The following is a 20323-nucleotide window of genomic DNA, read 5'->3' as shown; positions in this document are numbered from 1 at the left end:
AAGCGATGAAGAAGAGTAAATTATTTATCGCAGCGACAGTAACAGCAACAAGTGCGATTGTTGCTGGGGCAGGGATAACAGCTCAAGCCGCACCATCTTTATTTTCAGATGTCAGTGAAAAAAGCAGTCATTATCCAGCCATTATGGACTTGACACAACGAGGTATTATTCAGGGCTATGGTGATGGAACATTTAAGCCAAATGAGGTAGTGACACACGGCCAAGCAGCTAAAATCATTGCAGGGGTGATAGGTTTAGATGGTAGTGATGAAGAGATACTAGCTGTTCTAAAGCAAAATGGGATTTTGGCAGATACATCTCACAGTAATGAGCCTGTGACACGTTACCAAATGGCCACCATTATTACACATGTATTGCAGCTCCCTACTTTTGATGCTATGACAATGCCATTTACAGATGTGTCTATGGAGCATCAACCAGCAGTAACCGCATTATTTACCTATGGCATTACAACAGGAACATCTGCCACTACATTTAGTGGAGACAAAGTTGTGACAAGAGGACAACTTGCTACATTTGTTGTGAGAGCTGAGCAAATTATGCAGCAAGTCTCAACAGGTCCAGAAATTACAGGGACAACCATTACAGTAGGGGGTATTCAAAATAATACGCTAAACGCAAATGGGCAGGAATGGCCAATTGGGACAAATGCTCAAACTATTTTAAATGGCAGAAATGCCCCTGCGTTAGCAGGTGCGCTGCTGGATGTTATCGTGATGGATGGCGAAATTGTAGAAGTCATGGCAATAGACCTAAAGGCTTCCGGACAGCGAGATGCGAATGTTGTGCTAGATGGTGATAACACAACGATAGGAAATATTGTAGTGGACGCTGATTTTGTAGAGCTGAAAAATCTAGTGGTTACAGCAGATATTCGTGTCACAGGGCGCGCAACCCAGATTATGTTAGATCAGCTAGAGATAAAGGGTGAGCTACTAGTACAAGAAGTCGAAGCACCGAAAACGGCATCTCTAACAACTATAGCCGTTACAGATCAAGTACCTATTGGTTTAAATATTACAGGAGCTGAATTTGCTATGCAGCTTCTCAGAAGTGGGGTTATTAACTCAGACACACACATACCTAACCTCTCTAATTTTAGTGCTGATTTAGAAATTAACGCACCTAGTGTAGGTACATTCTTTTGGCAGCCACAGCCAAGGGGAGCAACAATTAGTGGAACAACAACTATTGGAACAACGGTTATTGACCCTGATTATACGGCTACTTCACAAGAAATGATGAAGAGGTTTGGGATTCAACAGCAACAGCGAGCTGCACATCAGGAGACACTAGAGGAGCTGAGAAAACAACAGCAACAAAATCTTCTTCAACAAATACAACAAGAAATAGAAAAGCAGCGACAACAGCGGGAAGAGGCGGCAGAAAAACAGCGTCAGAAAGCGCAAGAGAACTTTTTAAAAGAATTAGATGAGTTAAGAAAGCAACAACAGCTTCCAGCTTTACCTGTAAATATTGGGGGTAATTTAAAATTTGATAATATGGTTATACCTCCATCTGCTGCTATTGAAATAGCTCTTGGAGAAGGTGTGCATATAAATAATGTACTGACACAAACGCCTGCAGAAAGAGTCGGCGAAATGTTTAAAAACCTGCGTCAAAATCAAATTAATACAATTACATCAGCAAATGGTCAACAAGCACCTTATCATCCAACGCCAGCATCTCCTAACGATAATTCAAATAGTAGTAGCGGTAGTAACACTGGCGGAGGCAGCTCAGGTGGAGGAAATACCGAAATACCGCTGGTCACCACAAATCTCGAAACAATGATTACTCATGCACAGGAGAAGCTAAATGAAGTACAAGAAGGTGCAATACCTCTATCTGAAAATGGCTATAATATTTCTTATATGCAACAATGGATACCTCAACTAGCAGTTGATACATTAGAAGCCGCTATTACGGAGGCACAGGCGCTGGTAGCTCATGCTCAAAATCCATCAATAGCCTATCAGCGGATAGCCTCCTTAACAACAAACCATTTACTAGCAACTACGACGCAAACGGATATTAAGCGTATGGTAGAAAAATTGGAAAAACTGATGAATATCCAGCCGATTGCCTATGGTTTACAGGAGAAGGCAATCATTCATAGCCTATTAGATGGCAAAAATATCACTAGTATTCCAGAGGGTGAAAACCTAAATGCTGGTAGAGTGTATGAGGCGATTTGGTCAATGCTTCAGGAAGAACTGACAGATGAACAGCAATTCTTTCTGGAGCTAGTACAGGAAATAAGACATACTATTCAAATTGAAGGCAATCAGGTAATATTTCCATTAAATGAGGCTATTTTATACACAGACCCTGTGACGAACCAAGCATCAGAGCTTGTACCAGCTATAACAGCACAGTTGGCGATTGTGCAGCCTGCTATGATTAATGAGGTCACTTTTATTGATGCTGAAAATATAAGGCTAACCTTCACTTCAAATATAGAAGTTTCGAATGGGGAGGAATTTATACTAATAATGGAAGATTCCTCAGATCCAATTTACGGAACGGTAAGTAATAGTACAACAAATAGTGTAGATATCCAAATTGATGGTAGTGTCACATCACCTGCAACCTTTATCCACATTGAATGTGAAAGTAATTCTGGTTATAACCTTTTACAGGAACCACTCACAATGGTGAACACAAACGTATAATATAAAAAAGCCAATTGCTATAGAAGCGGTTGGCTTTTTGAACGAGAAAGGAATGCTGAAGTGGTGGATAGATCTTTTCAACGGGTGGATCGATCAACTGCTGTTATTAGTTTTTTTGGATAAATACATTGTTATTGTTGGCAAAATAGCAGTTTTCTCGATAAAGTAGAATGGAGTAGAAGACAACGCAGGAGGATAAAAGGATGACCAAGGAAAAATTGCTATTATTGGACGGTAATAGTTTAGCGTATCGCGCGTTTTTTGCGTTGCCATTATTAACAAACGATAGTGGTATTCATACGAATGCTGTATATGGCTTTACAACGATGCTACAAAAAATATTAGAGGAAGAACAGCCAACAAAAATATTGGTTGCTTTTGATGCTGGTAAAACAACATTTCGTCATGAAACCTTTACAGAATATAAAGGTGGGCGACAAAAGACACCCCCTGAACTATCAGAGCAATTCCCCTATTTACGCAAGTTAATTGATGCTTATGGTATTAGACAGTATGAACAGGAATTATATGAAGCTGACGATATCATTGGAACGCTTGCACAAGAGGCTGCATCACAGGATATGGATGTTATCATTGTTTCAGGTGACCGTGATTTAACACAGCTTGCAACGGAACAGGTGACAGTTTATATTACAAAAAAAGGTATTACAGAAATTGAAAAAAATACGCCAGCCTTTATCGAGGAAAAGTATGGCTTAACACCCTTGCAAATTATTGATATGAAGGGCTTAATGGGTGATTCCTCAGATAATATCCCAGGTGTGCCAGGCGTTGGTGAGAAAACGGCTGTGAAATTGCTGAAGGAGCATGGTTCGGTTGAGGCACTTTATGCGGCAATGGACACATTAAAGGCTTCTAAAATGAAGGAGAAGCTTGTGGCAAATGAGGAACAGGCATTGATGAGTAAGAAGCTTGCAACGATTTATACGGATGCGCCAATTGAGATTTCCCTTGCTGACCTTGCGTATGATGGGCCTAAGGAAGAGGAATTAATCGGTGTATGGCAGGAGCTTGGCTTTAAATCCTTATTAGAAAAAAGTGATTTTACGATGCAAGAGGAAGAACAAGTGCCATTTGATTATCACATTATTAAAGAGGTGCAACCAGAGCATTTGCAGGATGTGATGGCTATACATTTGGAGCTTGAAAATGAACATTATCATACTTGTCAGCAGCTAGGAATTGCTTTATCAGATGGTACACAGACATACTATATAGCTTTCGAAGATGCTGCCAAATCAGATACATTACGCCTTTGGTTAGAGGATACGACCAAAACAAAGTATCTATCGGATTCAAAGGCTGCCCAAGCTGCATTACAGCGAGCAGGAATTCGTTTAGCAGGTGTTGCGTTTGATTTAGTGCTTGCTTCTTACATTAATAATCCTGCGTTAAGTGGAGATGATGTAGCGACATTGGCGAAAGAGCTTGGTTATCGCGATGTGCAAACAAATGAGGCTGTTTATGGCAAAGGTGCAAAGCGTGCTATTCCTAATGAGGATACATTAGCACAGCACGCGAGTCGTAAGGCATTTGCTGTATGGTCATTGCAGCCGAAGCTAGAACAGTTACTTCAGGAAAAAGAACAGTTTGAGCTTTATAAAAATTTAGAATTGCCGCTTGCTGCTATTCTAGGTGAGATGGAGAGCGAAGGCATTACGGTAAACCGTGCAACATTAGAAAGAATGGGACAGGAGTTAAGCGATAAGCTGTCAGTGATTGAGCAGGATATTTATGCAGAGGCAGGAGAAACCTTTAATATTAATTCACCAAAGCAATTAGGGGTTATTTTATTTGATAAACTAGGATTACCTGTGATTAAAAAGACCAAAACAGGCTATTCTACAGCTGCGGATGTCCTGGAAAAATTAAAGCCATCACATACAATTATTGAGCATATCTTGTTATATCGTCAGCTTGGTAAATTGCAATCCACCTATATTGAAGGCTTATTAAAAGAAATTCATCCAGAGGATAGCAAGGTGCATACACGCTTCCAGCAAGCATTAACAGCGACAGGACGTTTAAGCTCAACAGATCCGAATTTGCAAAATATCCCGATTCGTTTAGAGGAGGGGCGTAAAATTCGTCAAGCCTTTGTGCCATCGAAGGAAGGTTGGCTATTATTTGCGGCGGATTATTCACAAATTGAGCTACGTGTACTTGCCCATATGTCAGAGGATCAAACTCTAGTGGAGGCTTTCCGTGAAGGCATGGATATTCATACACGTACAGCGATGGATGTTTTCCATGTATCTGAGGACGAGGTAGATAGTAATATGCGTCGGGCAGCGAAGGCCGTTAACTTTGGAATTGTTTACGGTATTAGTGATTATGGTCTATCACAGAACTTAGATATCACACGTAAGGAAGCAGCCACATTTATTGAAAAGTATTTCGCAAGTTTCCCAGGCGTGAAGCAGTATATGGATGATATTGTGCAAGATGCGAAATTGAATGGCTATGTCACAACGATTTTAAATAGACGCCGCTATTTACCAGACATTACAAGCTCTAACTTCAATTTAAGAAGCTTTGCAGAGCGTACAGCCATGAATACACCAATTCAAGGAAGTGCTGCTGATATTATTAAAAAGGCAATGATTGATATGGATGCCCGCTTGAAAAAAGAACAGATGCAGGCAAAGCTGCTACTTCAAGTGCATGATGAATTGATCTTTGAAGCACCTAAGGAAGAGATTGCATTACTAGAAAAAATTGTACCAGAGGTGATGGAAAATGCCATTGAGCTTGCTGTACCGCTTAAAGTGGATTTCAATTCTGGTTCAACGTGGTATGAAGCAAAATAAGGAGGGATTCATATGCCTGAATTACCAGAGGTAGAAGGTGTCGTCCAGGCATTGAAGCCAAAGATTGAAGGACGCATCATTCAACAGGTTCAGCTATCCGACAGAGTACATTTCTCGTTTAGTGAGGGCAAGCAATGTATTGTAAAACAAGCAGAGCCTGATATATTTGAACTGACGATGTCCCAGATGACCATTACTAAAATTGAACGACGAGCAAAATATATTTTCTTTCATTTGCTAAAGGATGATGTTCCCTACGTCCTTGTTAGCCATTTAGGGATGACGGGTGCATGGTTTGTTGTGAATTCACCGGAAGAAATTAATGAGGCAAAATTCCAAAAGCATATACATGCAACATTTAAAATGGCAGATGGAGGATACTTGATTTATTCAGATATTCGCCGCTTTGGTGAACTTCGTTTTCTGTCAAAAATTGAAGATCATATACCGTTGACAAAAATGGCACCCGAGCCATTTGAGGATCAAGCATGTGATTATTTTATAGCAAAATCTACATTGCCAAAGTATGAAAATAAGGCAGTAAAAGAAGTGATTATGGATGGGCAAGTTATTTCGGGCTGTGGCAATATTTATGCAACAGAGGCATTATTTGCGCAAAAAATTCACCCTGCACGCAAAATGAACCGTATGAGTGAAAAGCGAAAGCGAGCATTATTTGAGGAGATTGTGGCTGTCCTGCGTCAAAGTATTGAAGCGGGAGGCTCAACGATTTCTGATTATCGGAACATTAATGGGGAAGCTGGGAGCATGCAAAATCGATTAAAAATGTATGGGAAAAAGATATGCCCAGCATGTGAAACGGCAACAAGTCAAATGACAATTGGTGGACGTACATCTGTCTTTTGCCCAAATTGTCAACATTAAAGGGGATTTAGCAATGATTATCGGACTAACAGGAAGTATTGCGAGCGGAAAAAGTACAGTAGCCAAAATGATGACAGCACTAGGTTTACCAATTGTTGATGCAGACAAGGTAGCACGCGATGTAGTAGAGCCAGGAACAGCAACATTAGCATTGATTACTGAAAGCTTTGGACAGGCCATTTTACAAGAGGATGGTAGTTTAAATCGAACAAAGCTGGGCGATATTATTTTTCATGAGCCTGCCCAGCGTAAAGTTTTAAATGATATTATGCATCCAGCGATCAGAAAGGAAATGCTACGTCAGCGTGATGCTTATTTAGAGACAGGCTCTAAGCATGTAGTGATGGATATTCCATTACTATTTGAAAGCCAGCTCCAACATTTTGTAGATCGTATTATCGTTGTTTCAGTAAGTGAGGAGATTCAGCTTCACCGCTTAATGGAACGCAATCAATTATCATATGAGGATGCGCTGGCACGTATGCATGCTCAGCTACCGATGTCTGTGAAAGAAAAAGGCGCACATGCCGTTATTTATAATAATGATAGTATTGAGCATACCGAGGAACAACTAAAAAAAATCCTTAGTTATTGGGAAGTTATTTAGGAGTAAAAAAAGCAGATCTTCACGGCGTACATCACATCCCACAGTTAACTCCTTAATATTATTGTGGTTGAGCCTGTTTGGAAGTCAATTCCAAGCAGGCTTTTTGCTTTTAGTAACTCACTTGCCCCTTTATCTTACCTTTTCCCAGCTATACCATAAAAGAATAACTTGGTAAGCTCCTCTGCTACTGGAAGTGCCATTTTTGCACTATCCTCACGCTGCAAGTATTCTTGAAACATCTTTAAATAAAATAAAATAGCTTCATCTGATACCGCATCATCAATATATCCTTGTTCTCTCCCTTCATTAAAAAGTTTAATCAAAAGTGGAAGTGCTTCCTTTTCATAAATTTCTTCAGCATAACTTTGACCCATAGCATAATCCTTCATAAAATCTTGAAAAAACGTCTCACTTATTTGACTAGCGGCTGTTCCTTTTTCAAATATAATCTTTGTGATTTTCTCATTAAATGGAAGATTTCTTTTAAGGAGCTCTTTTTGCTCCTCCCATACTTGATCAACATAGAATTTAAAAACGGAACGCACTAGATTCTCTTTACTGTCAAAGTAATTGTAGATGGTGACTTGAGAGACACTTGCCTTTTTAGCTATCTCTGTGATGGCAACCTTTTGTATTCCATATTCCATGAATAAGGTTAAAGCTGCCTTTAATATATCTTTTTTCTTTTGATCTCTGCGTTTTTCAAAACCATCCATTTTATTCACCTCATTATTAGTTTAATGAAAGTTATGTAATAAAACAACGGAAATAGTTCATAAACTGTTGCGAAGAAAATGTTTTTTATATATTATGAACTATAAAGATTAAAATATTTCATAATTATAGGGGAGAGTGAAATATGCCTATTATAGAAACAGTCAATTTAACGAAAAGATTTGGTAAGTATACGGCATTAGAGGGTGTGAATTTAGCAGTGAATGAAGGGGAGGTTTATGGTTTTATTGGTCCAAATGGTGCGGGGAAATCCACAACCATTCGCATATTACTTGGGATGTTAAAAGCCACTCAAGGAGAGGCTACGATCTTTAATAAAAATGTTTGGACGGATGCAGTGGACATTCATAAACGTATTGCCTATGTGCCTGGTGATGTTAATCTGTGGCCAAATTTAACAGGTGGGGAAGTGATAGATCTTTTTATGAACATGAATGGCAGTGCAAATCAAGCTAAAAGAGAGGAGCTAATAAAGAAATTCAATTTTGATCCAACGAAAAAGAGTAGGACGTATTCAAAAGGAAATAGACAAAAGGTTGCATTAATAGCTGCATTTGCATCAGATGCAGATCTTTATATTTTAGATGAACCGACATCAGGATTAGACCCTTTGATGGAGAATATCTTTCAGGAATGTGTACTGGATGCAAAAAAAGCGGGTAAAAGTGTTCTACTGTCCAGCCATATTTTATCAGAAGTAGAAAAATTATGTGACCGAGTGGGAATTATTCGACAAGGTGAGATAATTGAAACTGGTACATTGGATGAATTACGTCACTTAACCCGTACTCATTTAACCATTAAAACGAAAGAACCTTTTATTTCTTTAAACAAACTAAAAGGGATTCATAATTTGAAGGCAAAAGGTTCGGAGCTTACATTTCAAGTAGATACAGAAGAGATGGATACAGTTATTCGGTATATAGCTGAGTTTGGTATTTTGAAATTAGAAAGTGCCCCACCCACATTAGAAGATCTATTCATGCGTCACTATAGAGAAGAAGAGCACTCTCACTCTAAGGCAGAGGGGTCGTTATAATGGCGGTAAGGTATTTTAAAGGGACGAATAAATTAATAGTGTTCATTGGGAGACAACAACGATTTAAGGTGCTAGTTTGGCTAATTAGTTTAATCGGTATCACCCTGTCTGTTGCAACTGCTTACGCAAATATTTATAAAGATGAACAGTCGAGGCAAGCCGCTGCACTCACAATGGAAAATCCAGCTATGGTGGCGATGCTTGGGTCAGGTTATAAAATGGAGGATTATTTACATTCTAGCGGTGCCATATTTGCTAACGAAATGTTGCTCTTTACAGCAATAGCAGTAGCAATCATGAATATTTTACTTGTAGGGCGGGCTACACGTGGGGATGAAGAAGATGGCCGTATTGAAATGATTCGTGCCCTTTCTGTTGGCCGTTTGTCCTATGTGAGTGCAGTAATGATTGTTAGTGTTCTAGTAAATATAGTACTAGCTATTTTAATAGGGCTTGGCCTAGCCTCTCTTCAAATAGATGGTGTGGATGTAGCAGGCTCTTTATTATATGGCTCCATTTTAGGTGCAATAGGACTTCTCTTTGCTGCCATCACAGCCATTTTTGCTCAACTGACAGAAACCTTAAGAGGAACGACTATGTTTTCTTTTATGGTTTTGATTATAGCCTATTTGATTCGAGCAATTGGTGATGTAAGTAGTGAGGTACTATCATGGGTATCGCCCCTTGGCTGGCTCGTTAGGTCTGGCGTTTTCGCAGCTAATATTTGGTGGCCAGTTGTTATCACATTCGGAGCTGCTATTGTGTTTGGAGCCATGGCTTTTTATTTACATGCTATTCGAGATTTAGGCTCTGGATTTATAGCGGCAAGAAAAGGTAAATCATACGCTTCTCCATTTTTGCAAACACCATTGGGCTTTGCTCTAAGGTTACAGCGTACGAATCTAATTGCATGGATGATTGGGCTGTTTATTTTAAGTAGCTCTTTTGGAGCGATTTTAGGAGATTTAGAGTTATACTTTGCGGATATGGAGCTTATGCAAGCATTTATAGACGTAGAATCAGATTATACGATGACGGAGCAATTTATGACATTGCTAATGGCAATTATGTCATTAATGAGCGTAGTTCCAGCAGTGATGGTGGTATTAACCGTAAAAGGTGAAGAAACGAAAAATCTCACAGAAAACTATTATAGTCGTGCGCGATCACGAACTTGTGTACTAGGCAGTCATTTTCTCCTAGCAGTTGTTGTCAGCTTTATTATGCAATCACTTGTTGCTTTAGGGTTATGGTCGGTAGGTGAAGCAGTGATGGAGGAGACACTATCATTTGGTACAACTTTTGCTTCGGCTTATGTTTATTTACCAGCGATATGGGCAGTAATTGGTCTTGTTATAGGTTTGATAGGAATCGTGCCAAAATATACAGGGGCTATTTGGCTGTATGTGGTCTATTGTTTTCTTGTTGTCTATCTTGGCGATTTACTTGGCTTCCCCACATGGATGAATAGCTTATCTGTTTTTGACTATATCCCGCATATCCCAGTAGATACCATGAATTTTATGGTGCTGATGATTTTAACACTGATTACTGTTGCCTTATCTGTAATTGGCTTTATTGGTTATAATAGGCGGGATATTATGGGGTGATTTAGATTATTTTTGATAGCCTAGTAAAAGCTAATTATTGGTAAAGGGATGAATACACTAAGTAGCTCGTCAGAAGTAAAACAGCAAAAAGATCAAATTTTCCTTTAAAATGAATACCAAAATCTGTTAGCTAAGAATCCGTTTTGCTCTATCTTTTTTCAAAATGGATTCTTAGTTTTTTATTTTTAATGCGAATCAGTTTTTTCATCTTCAATCAAGCCAAGCATTTTCTAGCTCCTGTCTCAATTCATAAAAGAGTACAAACGGGAAAAGTGATTTTTCAGAAAATAAGAACTTTAAATATTAAGCATATTAATGTTCATCTTTTTTAAAATTGTGTTATACTAATCACTATAAAGTATATAATTATTATGAATATGTATCCACAGGAGGATTTATAAATGACAGTATCAATTGCTATTAACGGTTTCGGACGTATCGGGCGTATGGTTTTCCGCCAAGCGATCGTACAACAAGACTTAAATATCGTTGCGATTAACGCAAGCTACTCAGCTGAAACGTTAGCACATTTGATTAAGTATGACACAAATCATGGAACATTTGCGGGTACGATTGAACCAGCAGGCGATGCTATAATTGTAAATGGTAAACGTGTACAAATTATTAGTGAGCGTGACCCATTGAAATTACCTTGGGCTGCAATGGGCGTGGATATCGTTATTGAGGCTACTGGTAAATTTAATGAACGTGACAAAGCAGCTATGCACTTAGAAGCAGGAGCAAAAAAAGTAATCTTAACAGCACCTGGTAAAAATGAGGACGTAACGGTTGTGTTAGGGGTTAATGATGAGCAACTTGATATTGCGAAACATGATGTGATTTCTAACGCTTCTTGTACAACAAACTGCTTAGCGCCAGTAGCAAAAGTATTAAATGACACATTTGGCATTGATAATGGATTAATGACAACGGTTCATGCCTATACAAATGATCAAAAGAACTTAGACAACCCACATAAGGATTTACGACGTGCACGTGGTTGCGCTCAATCCATTATTCCAACATCAACAGGTGCTGCGAAAGCATTAAAATTGGTACTACCTGAGTTAGAGGGAAAAATTCATGGCATGGCACTTCGTGTTCCAACCGCAAATGTCTCTTTAGTGGACCTTGTAGTGGATTTAAATACAGATGTTACAGTTGATGCTGTTAATGCAGCGTTTGTAAAAGCAGCAACAGAAGGGCCAATGAAGGGGATTTTAAATTTCTCTGTTGAACCATTAGTATCTGCTGATTACAATACAACGACTTATTCTTCAACAGTTGACGGACTTTCTACAATGGTGTTAGGTAATCGCAAAGTAAAAGTACTTGCTTGGTACGATAACGAGTGGGGCTATTCTGCACGCGTTGTGGACCTTGTGAAAAAAGTAGCAAATGCATTAGAAACAGTAAACGCATAATTGTGTATAACACATTGAAATCTAAATGGTTTCAATGTGTTTTTTGATTGGCCAATATTTCTTGTGCTTTAAATGCTTAAGGCTTATCATGAGTTCACGAATGCTAATGCACTTTTCTTATATGTGGGAAATTTGTTATAATAGAAATATTAAATTGTTGTCAATCAGGAGAGTAATGATATGAGATGTCCATCTTGCCGATTTAACGGAACGCGTGTTGTGGATTCAAGGCCAGTAGATGATAATAAAGAAATTCGTAGACGACGTGAGTGTGAGTCATGTGGCTTTCGTTTTACAACGTTTGAAAAAATTGAAGAAACACCATTAGTGGTCGTGAAGAAGGAGGGCTCACGAGAGGAATTTAGCCGTGAAAAGGTGCTTCGTGGGCTTATTCGAGCTTGTGAAAAGCGTCCAGTGGCACTTAATGTATTAGAGGAGCTTGTGCTATCCATTGAAAAAGATCTTCGTCGTATTGGAAACTCGGAAGTACGCTCAGAGGATGTTGGTGAAATGGTGATGGATCGTTTAGCTAAGATAGATGAAGTGGCCTATGTTCGTTTTGCCTCCGTTTACCGTCAGTTTAAAGATATCAATGTCTTTATCGAGGAAATAAAGGACATTATTCAACGTCAAACGGAGCAGCAATCATAGCAAACAGAGAGGATGAAGGACGTTGATGCATTTATATAAGGAATTGCAGCCTGGCGATCCTTTCGATATTCGTCTACCTCATGCATTTTCTACACAGGAACGTCAATTAGTGACACTATTTTATCAACCATTAACAGGTTCAGAGCCAATCAGCCTTTATTTAACATTATGGGCAGAGGCAGAGCAAAAGCCAAAGCAGCAAATGACGCATTATTATTTAATGAATGTGTTAGGGCTGCCAATTGGTAAAGTGTTTGAGGCCCGTATTGCACTAGAGGCAATTGGTTTACTGCGTACATGGAAAAAAGAAAATGCAGGGGATCGAAGCTTTTTATATGAGTTACAGCGTCCGCTTGATGCAGAAAGCTTTATGAAAGACCCCCTGTTATCAATGTTTTTATTTAGTAAAATTGGAGAGCAGGCTTATCGAAACTTGCGGCAACGTTTTATAGCATCAGCAAAAGATAAGGCATTCAAAGATGTATCCCGTGCCTTTATGGATGTATATAAGCCTGTTCATGCCAATATGCCATCAGATTTAAAAGTAGGTATGAACCATGAGGATAAACAGCATAAGGTATATCCTTTTTATTTGGAGCAATTTGACTTTGTATTGCTGCAGGCGGGTTTATCGGAGCAATTAGTGCCTGCTAGCTTATTAACATTGGAAATTAGGGAAACGATTGCAAAGCTGGCATTTTTGTATCATCTAACAGCGCTTGATATGCAAAAGGTAGTGATACTCGCTTTAGATGATGATTTAGGCATTTCACAGGAACGCTTACGTAAAGCTGCTGCAGATTTTTATAAATTGACCGTTTCAAAGGAGCCACCAAAGTTAGCAAGAGTAACAGCATCTATACCAGAGGAAGAAACTGGACAAAAAACAAAGGAGCAGGAGCTACAGCATTACTTAGAAACGACCCCTCCTGTACAAGTGTTACGTGATATTAATAATGGCAAAGAGCCTCTACAAACCTCTGTTCAGCTAGCAGAGAGCTTAATTGTGCAACATGGTATGCCAGTTGGGGTAGTGAATGCACTGTTGGAATATGTGATGCTGACAACCGATATGAAGCTTCCGAAAAAATATGTGGAAACGATTGCCGATCATTGGGTGCGGAAAAATATTCAAACAGCTAAAGAAGCCATGGAGCTTGCCCGTCAAGAACATGATAAATATATGGCTTGGAAAAACAAACCACAAATGACAAGTAAAACGAGTCAGCAGACAAAGGGACGTTCAGGGCATCAACGTGAAGAAAAAGTCCCTGAATGGTTCTATAAACGAAATGATAAACAAGAGGAAGCCACTGCTAGCACGATAGATTTTGAAAAAGAGCGACAAAAAATATTAGAAATGCTAGGAAAAAGCGAATAATAAAGAAGGTGAGTAACAATCGAACCCATTAATGGACCATTAAAACGAGCGATTAATGTACCGTCATTTCAAGAACGATATGCAGCGCGGCGTCGTGAAATTTTAGAGCATCCGCGTGTGCAGGCATTTTTAGCGCAACATGCACAGGAACTAAATTATGACAATATTGAACGTAACTTGCCAAAGTTAGATGAATATATTAGTCAATCCACTGAGTGCTGTGGCTGTGATAATACGGAATATTGTACAAATTATTTAAAAGGCTTCCTTCCTACATTAAGGGTAGTACGGCACTCCATTGAAATGGATTATGTGCGTTGTGAACAAAAGATAAGAGAAGAAGAACGCAGAGATGTTGCGAATATGATTGCCAGTATGCATATGCCAAAAGATGTATTGCAAGCAACGATTCAAGATTTAAGTATTGATGATGAATCACGTGTGATGATCGCACAAAAAGCAGCCCAATTTGTTAAAACAACAAAAGAGATGGGCCAGTTACCATCAAAGGGTTTTTACTTATATGGTAAATTTGGGGTAGGGAAATCTTTTGTGCTAGGTGCACTTGCCAATGAATTAGCATCTCTTAATATTCGTTCTGTTGTTGTGTTTGTGCCAGAATTTTTACGAGAAATAAAAAATGCTATTGGCGATAATACATTGAATGAGAAAATTGATTATGTGAAAAAAGCACCTGTTTTAATGTTGGATGATCTTGGGGCGGAAACGATGACGGCTTGGACGCGAGATGAGGTTTTAGGGACAATTTTCCATTATCGTATGGCAGAGCAATTGCCAACATTTATTACCTCTAATTTTAATTATGAGGAGCTAGAGCATCATTTAGCACAGTCACAAAAAGGCGGAGTTGAGATCGTTAAGGCAGGCCGGATTATGGAGCGCATTAAAGCCCTGACGGTGCCAATTGAAATGCGTGGTAAAAATCGTCGACTATAAGTTGCATTTTTCGCCAATCGAGCGTATACTGTCTCATATACTTAATATCAACATGCATTGATGAGGACATGAATTTTGTGTATCAGCTTATAAGAGAGGGAAGTCATCGGCTGAAAGCTTCCTAGTGTGAGCACTGAATTTACTACCTACTGAGCAGCGAAAGGGGTAATCTTTCGCCGGTCCCTAGCCCGTTAGCTAGCCTTGAGCTTCGTCTGACTGTTATGTCGGAAGGAAGAAGGGTGGAACCACGAGCATATGCTTCGTCCCTTTCGTGAGGGACGGAGCTTTTTTTATTTGAGTGGAGAGAGAGTTCGCTCAATAAAGTGTTGAATCCGCTCAATTTGGTAGAGAGTTCGCTCAATACGGGGGAAAATCGCTCAATTCGAAGAGAGAGTCGCTCAAAAAAAAGTGGAGTTCGCTCAATTTGAGGAGGAATCGCTCAAAAAAGAGGAGTCCCCGCTCAATACGAGGGGAGAATCGCTCAAAAAGGTAGAGTCTCCGCTCAATTCGAAGAGAGAGTCGCTCAAAAAAGAGGAGTTCGCTCAATTTGGAGAGGAATCGCTCAAAAAAGAGGAGCCCCCGCTTAATCGGTTTCATTTTCCATCAAGCATAATGTCTTTTACCAAAAACGAAGGAGTGTCAAAAATATGCCAGAGAATATTAAATTAACTTTCCCAGATGGCGCTGTAAAGGAATTTGCAAAAGGTACATCCACTGATGACGTCGCATTATCCATCAGCCCTGGCTTACGCAAAAAAGCCTATGCCGGTAAAATTAATGGTGTGTTAGTAGATTTAAAAACACCAATTGAAGAGGATGCAACAATTGCGATCATCACACAAGAGGATGAGGAAGCACTTGAGATCTTACGTCACTCAACTGCACATTTAACAGCGCAGGCGGTTAAACGTTTATTCCCAGACGCAAAGCTTGGTATTGGTCCAGTGATTGAAGGTGGTTTCTACTATGATATTGACTCACCAACACCAATCACTGCTGAAGACCTGCCAGCTATTGAAAAAGAAATGAAAAAAATCATTGCGGAAAACCTTGAAATTGAACGCAAAAATGTCAGCCGTGCAGAAGCGCAAGCAATCTATAAAGAAATTGATGATGAGTATAAATTAGAATTGCTTGAAGCCATCCCAGCAGATGAGCAAGTATCCATTTATTATCAAGGTGAGTTTTTCGATCTTTGCCGTGGTATTCACGTACCATCTACTGGGAAACTTCGTGAATTCAAGCTATTATCATTAGCGGGTGCTTACTGGAGAGGAAACTCTGATAACAAAATGCTACAACGTATTTACGGTACAGCGTTCTTCAAAAAAGAAGAATTAAAACATCACCTACAAATGCTAGAAGAGGCAAAAGAACGTGATCACCGTAAAATTGGAAAAGAATTAGATTTATTCACAACATCTCAAAAGGTTGGTCAAGGTTTACCACTTTGGCTACCAAATGGTGCAACAATTCGCCGTGTCATTGAACGTTATATCGTGGATAAAGAACTATCCCTTGGCTATAAGCATGTGTATACACCAGTATTAGGTTCAAAGGAGCTTTACCAAACTTCTGGTCACTGGGATCATTACCAAGACTCTATTTTCCCACCAATGGAGATGGACAATGAGACATTAATTATGCGTCCAATGAACTGTCCTCACCATATGATGGTTTATAAAAATGGCATGCATTCCTATCGTAACCTACCATTACGTATTGCGGAGCTTGGTACAATGCACCGTTACGAAATGTCGGGAGCAGTTTCAGGCTTACAACGTGTACGTGGGATGACATTAAACGATGCACATATTTTTGTTCGTCCTGACCAAATTAAAGAAGAATTCCAAAAAGTTGTACAATTAATTTTAGAGGTTTATAAAGATTTCGATTTAAATGATTACTCATTCCGTTTATCTTACCGTGATCCAGCAGATACTGAAAAATACTTTGATGATGATGAGATGTGGGAAAAAGCACAAAGCATGCTAAAAGAAGCAATGGATGAGCTTGGCTTAGACTACTTTGAAGCAGAAGGTGAAGCGGCGTTCTATGGCCCTAAACTAGATGTTCAAGTAAAAACAGCGATTGGAAAAGAAGAAACATTATCAACAGTGCAACTTGATTTCTTATTACCTGAGCGCTTTGACCTTACTTATGTTGGTGAGGATGGGAAGCCACATCGTCCAGTTGTTATTCACCGTGGGGTTGTTTCAACAATGGAACGTTTTGTTGCATTCTTAATTGAAGAATACAAAGGCGCATTCCCAACATGGCTAGCCCCTGTTCAAGTAGAGGTGATTCCAGTATCGAATGAGGTACACTTCGACTATGCAAAACAAATTGAAGAGCAATTAACAGCAGCAGGTCTACGTGTAGAAATGGATGACCGTGAAGAGAAGCTTGGCTATAAAATCCGTGAAGCACAAATGAAGAAAATTCCGTATATGCTTGTCATCGGTGATAAAGAAGTAGAGGCAAATGGCGTCAATGTTCGTCGCTATGGCTCAAAAGATTCTGAAACAGTCAGCTTTGAGGAGTTTTTAGCAAATATTAAAGCGGAAAGTACAAAATAATACCTAGCATGAAAACCTTGCTTTACCATTTGAAGTAAGGTTTTCTGTATAAATGAACAATATTTAGACTAGACTATTTGCGATAAGCGAAATAAATATTTGACAGCTTATTTTATACATGCTAATATAGTTAAGGTTAATGAATACAAAGTTTGTGGTTGAAGTAGAGGCTGCCCGCTTCTCACCTGATACAACGCTTTAAAGGCTGTGAACAGGTATGACACGTTGAATTGTTTTGCGTAGACTTGCGCATGCACATATAGCGGGCGGACATCTTCAAAAATGTCCGTCCTTTTTTTATGGACATGACAAGAGGATGTACCGTTCAACCGGGCAAGACTTTGCCCAAACCATGTATTCGCGACAATTCTTGGAGGTGGATTACTATTAGCAAAGACATGTATGTAAACGAAGGCATTCGCGCACGTGAACTTCGATTAATTGATCACAATGGTGACCAGCTTGGTGTAAAGACACGTAATGAAGCGCTAGAAATCGCCGCTCGTGTAAACTTGGATCTTGTCCTTGTGGCCCCTCAAGCCAAGCCGCCAGTCGCTCGTATCATGGACTATGGTAAATTTAAATTTGAACAGCAAAAGAAAGACCGTGAAATTCGTAAAAATCAAAAGGTCATCGTAATGAAAGAGGTTCGTCTGAGCCCAACAATTGATGAGCATGATTTCCAAACGAAGTTACGTAATGCGATTAAATTCCTTGAAAAGGGCGATAAAGTAAAATGTAGCCTGCGTTTCAAAGGTCGTGCGATTACACATAAAGAAATTGGTCAACGTGTGTTAGATCGCTTTGCTGAAGCTTGTGCTGAAGTATCGACGGTAGAACAAAAACCGAAGATGGAAGGCCGAAGCATGTTCTTAGTTCTTCAACCAAAGAACGAGAAATAATATTAGACGAACAGTTTAGGAGGAATTCGACATGCCAAAAATGAAAACTCACCGTGGAGCTGCGAAACGTTTCAAAAAAACAGGCTCAGGTAAATTAAAATACGACCGTGCTTACGGAAGCCACTTATTCGCAAACAAATCTACAAAACAAAAACGTCATCTACGTAAAGCAAACATCGTTTCATCTGGTGACTTCAAACGCATTAAATCTTTACTTGTTTACATGAAATAATTGACTATAAAATACTAACATTCATTTTTTAATGAAAAGCAGGAGGTAATTCATATGCCACGCGTAAAAGGCGGAACAGTGACGCGCAAACGTCGTAAAAAAGTTTTAAAATTAGCTAAAGGTTACTTTGGTTCTAAACATACATTATATAAAGTTGCTAACCAAGCAGTGATGAAATCAGGTCAATATGCATACCGTGACCGTCGTCAGAAAAAACGTGATTTCCGTAAATTATGGATCACTCGTATCAATGCGGCTGCTCGCATGAACGGTCTTTCTTACAGCCGTTTAATGCACGGTTTAAAAGTTGCAGGTATCGAAGTGAACCGTAAAATGCTAGCTGATCTTGCTGTAACAGATGCTGCAGCATTCACTCAATTAGCAGACGCTGCTAAAAAAGCAGTCGCTAAGTAATTTTCGCACCAAAGGCAGAAGCGCTAGGTGTCAAAAAGGCTGATGGATTTTTCCGTCAGCCTTTTTTATGTTAGATTAGTAGTATGATGTTTTGGGTAAAGGAGTAGGGCATGGGACAAGCATTATTAGCATATATAGGCATTATATCAATTGTGCTGCTGATTTTAATGGGGATGGATAAATCACGAGCGAAAAACAAAGAATGGCGTATTGCAGAGCGCACTTTATTCACGCTAGCGATAGCAGGAGGAGCTGTTGGCGGTGTACTTGGAATGTATCTATTTCGCCATAAAACACGCCACAATAGCTTTGCATTCGGCTTTCCATTACTGGCAGCGATTCAAATTTTTTGTGTTGTACAATTGTGGGAATAATAAAACCAACACATCCTCATCATGAGGATGTGTTGCGCATAAGCTGTTCAATAGGCTGCTTCCAATTAATTTTAGCATTTGGGTAGTTCATTAAAATTTCTTGCTGTAAATATTGGAAATCACTTTTTGTAAGACCGTGCAATGTTGCAGCATCACGAGCGCCAACGAAAATTGTGATAACCTCAAAGGCATCCTCTGTTGTACCCAGGTATTTTTCTCCTTCGAAAAGAGCACCCTTGTAGGAAATAAAGAAGTTTTTTCGGACATTTTTTACATCATCATAAAAATAATATTGGCCTTTTTCATAGGCTTCATCAAGTTTGCGTTTAGGATCGGTTATATAACGAATCGCTTTGTAGAATACATAAATAATAAGTGCTATTACAGCAAGTCGAATAAGTAATGGCAACATTTTTAATTTCCCCCTTGAAGAAAGGTTATTCCTTCCTATACGATTAATGGGGCCAAATAGTTTCATTTTATTTAATTATTTTTTAGAAATGTAGGAGAAAAAAATGAATTTACAACAATTGTTTAACATGCAAAAAGAACTCGATCATTTTATTGAGCAAACACAAAACATTCAACATGATGTATTCCAAGAAAAGGGCTTAGCTTTACTAGTAGAGCTAGCTGAGTTGGCAAATGAAACACGTTGCTTTAAATTTTGGAGTACTAAAGGGGCATCAGCACGTGCTGTTATTTTAGAAGAATATGTAGATTCCATTCATTTTGTTTTGTCACTTGGTTTATTAAAGGGTTATACATCCATTGAAAAATGGCCAATGGTAGCAGAGAAAAGAAATTTAACCGAGCTATTTTTACAAACACAAAAAGCCATTTTACACTTTATAGACCAGCCTTCGGAGGATCGATATACAACAATTTGGCAATACTACGGATTACTTGCCTACAACCTTGATTTTACATTTGATGATGTTGTAAGTGCGTATATTGAAAAAAATAAAGAAAATTATCAGCGTCAGCGTTCAGGCTATTGAACGGA

General features: G+C 39.1%; 18 protein-coding genes and 1 other annotated feature. Of the genes, 16 read left to right on the top strand and 2 right to left on the bottom strand.

The window, feature by feature from the left end; genetic code table 11:
- Positions 1-5 precede the first annotated feature (5 nt).
- From MHB44_RS16330 to coaE, 4 genes are all read left to right on the top strand, one after another.
- Positions 6-2696 carry an S-layer homology domain-containing protein gene (locus MHB44_RS16330; protein ID WP_341300040.1) on the top strand — a complete coding sequence of 897 codons (2691 nt, stop codon included), beginning with the start codon at positions 6-8 and terminating at the stop codon, positions 2694-2696.
- A gap of 203 nt (positions 2697-2899) precedes the next feature.
- A complete protein-coding gene (gene polA / locus MHB44_RS16325; RefSeq protein ID WP_341300039.1) occupies positions 2900-5527 on the top strand; it encodes a DNA polymerase I in 2628 nt (875 codons plus the stop codon).
- Between the two features lie 12 nt (positions 5528-5539).
- Positions 5540-6412: a bifunctional DNA-formamidopyrimidine glycosylase/DNA-(apurinic or apyrimidinic site) lyase gene (mutM, locus tag MHB44_RS16320; RefSeq protein WP_341300038.1), complete on the top strand. Its 873-nt coding sequence runs from the start codon at positions 5540-5542 to the stop codon at positions 6410-6412.
- Positions 6413-6425: 13 nt separating this feature from the next.
- Positions 6426-7019 carry a dephospho-CoA kinase gene (gene coaE / locus MHB44_RS16315; RefSeq protein WP_341300037.1) on the top strand — a complete coding sequence of 198 codons (594 nt, stop codon included), beginning with the start codon at positions 6426-6428 and terminating at the stop codon, positions 7017-7019.
- A 134-nt stretch (positions 7020-7153) separates the two neighbouring features.
- Here coaE and MHB44_RS16310 read toward each other — a convergent pair whose 3' ends face one another.
- Entirely contained in the window at positions 7154-7735 is a 582-nt protein-coding gene (locus MHB44_RS16310; RefSeq protein WP_341300036.1) for a TetR/AcrR family transcriptional regulator, read from the bottom strand.
- A 143-nt stretch (positions 7736-7878) separates the two neighbouring features.
- Here MHB44_RS16310 and MHB44_RS16305 point away from each other — a divergent pair, with 143 nt between their 5' ends.
- From MHB44_RS16305 to MHB44_RS16255, 11 genes are all read left to right on the top strand, one after another.
- A complete protein-coding gene (locus tag MHB44_RS16305; RefSeq protein WP_341300035.1) occupies positions 7879-8793 on the top strand; it encodes an ABC transporter ATP-binding protein in 915 nt (304 codons plus the stop codon).
- Positions 8793-10403 (top strand): ABC transporter permease, encoded by a 1611-nt coding sequence (locus MHB44_RS16300; protein ID WP_341300034.1) that lies wholly within the window; start codon positions 8793-8795, stop codon positions 10401-10403. Before MHB44_RS16305 ends, MHB44_RS16300 begins: the two co-directional genes overlap by 1 nt.
- A 401-nt stretch (positions 10404-10804) precedes the next feature.
- Positions 10805-11827 carry a glyceraldehyde-3-phosphate dehydrogenase gene (locus MHB44_RS16295; protein WP_053996435.1) on the top strand — a complete coding sequence of 341 codons (1023 nt, stop codon included), beginning with the start codon at positions 10805-10807 and terminating at the stop codon, positions 11825-11827.
- 180 nt (positions 11828-12007) lie between these two features.
- Complete coding sequence (gene nrdR, locus MHB44_RS16290; RefSeq protein ID WP_341300033.1) at positions 12008-12478, top strand: transcriptional regulator NrdR; 471 nt, start codon at positions 12008-12010, stop codon at positions 12476-12478.
- Between the two features lie 25 nt (positions 12479-12503).
- The gene (locus tag MHB44_RS16285; RefSeq protein WP_341302989.1) at positions 12504-13859 is read left to right on the top strand and encodes a DnaD domain protein; all 1356 of its coding nucleotides are present in this window, start codon (positions 12504-12506) and stop codon (positions 13857-13859) included.
- 18 nt (positions 13860-13877) lie between these two features.
- Positions 13878-14816: a primosomal protein DnaI gene (dnaI, locus tag MHB44_RS16280; RefSeq protein WP_341302988.1), complete on the top strand. Its 939-nt coding sequence runs from the start codon at positions 13878-13880 to the stop codon at positions 14814-14816.
- Between the two features lie 647 nt (positions 14817-15463).
- The gene (thrS, locus tag MHB44_RS16275) at positions 15464-17395 is read left to right on the top strand and encodes a threonine--tRNA ligase (RefSeq protein ID WP_341300032.1); all 1932 of its coding nucleotides are present in this window, start codon (positions 15464-15466) and stop codon (positions 17393-17395) included.
- Between the two features lie 155 nt (positions 17396-17550).
- Positions 17551-17699, top strand: a sequence feature (ribosomal protein L20 leader region).
- Between the two features lie 94 nt (positions 17700-17793).
- Positions 17794-18297 (top strand): translation initiation factor IF-3, encoded by a 504-nt coding sequence (gene infC, locus MHB44_RS16270; RefSeq protein WP_016994853.1) that lies wholly within the window; start codon positions 17794-17796, stop codon positions 18295-18297.
- Positions 18298-18328: 31 nt separating this feature from the next.
- Positions 18329-18529: a 50S ribosomal protein L35 gene (gene rpmI / locus MHB44_RS16265; protein ID WP_004226312.1), complete on the top strand. Its 201-nt coding sequence runs from the start codon at positions 18329-18331 to the stop codon at positions 18527-18529.
- Between the two features lie 54 nt (positions 18530-18583).
- Positions 18584-18943, top strand: coding sequence for a 50S ribosomal protein L20 (gene rplT, locus MHB44_RS16260; RefSeq protein ID WP_053996429.1), 360 nt, complete (start codon positions 18584-18586; stop codon positions 18941-18943).
- Between the two features lie 110 nt (positions 18944-19053).
- Positions 19054-19317, top strand: coding sequence for a DUF1294 domain-containing protein (locus tag MHB44_RS16255; protein ID WP_341300031.1), 264 nt, complete (start codon positions 19054-19056; stop codon positions 19315-19317).
- A gap of 19 nt (positions 19318-19336) precedes the next feature.
- Here MHB44_RS16255 and MHB44_RS16250 read toward each other — a convergent pair whose 3' ends face one another.
- On the bottom strand, positions 19337-19729 hold the full coding sequence (locus MHB44_RS16250; RefSeq protein ID WP_341300030.1) for a sigma-w pathway protein ysdB: 393 nt from the start codon (positions 19727-19729) through the stop codon (positions 19337-19339).
- A 103-nt stretch (positions 19730-19832) separates the two neighbouring features.
- Here MHB44_RS16250 and MHB44_RS16245 point away from each other — a divergent pair, with 103 nt between their 5' ends.
- A complete protein-coding gene (locus tag MHB44_RS16245; protein WP_341300029.1) occupies positions 19833-20318 on the top strand; it encodes a dUTP diphosphatase in 486 nt (161 codons plus the stop codon).
- The last annotated feature ends 5 nt before the right edge of the window (positions 20319-20323 follow it).

Origin of the sequence: Lysinibacillus sp. FSL H8-0500 (assembly GCF_038051955.1) — a bacterium.
In the GTDB taxonomy this organism is placed as follows: domain Bacteria; phylum Bacillota; class Bacilli; order Bacillales_A; family Planococcaceae; genus Lysinibacillus; species Lysinibacillus macroides.
Note: the sequence above shows the minus strand (reverse complement) of the source record. Positions and strands in the feature narration are given on the sequence as shown.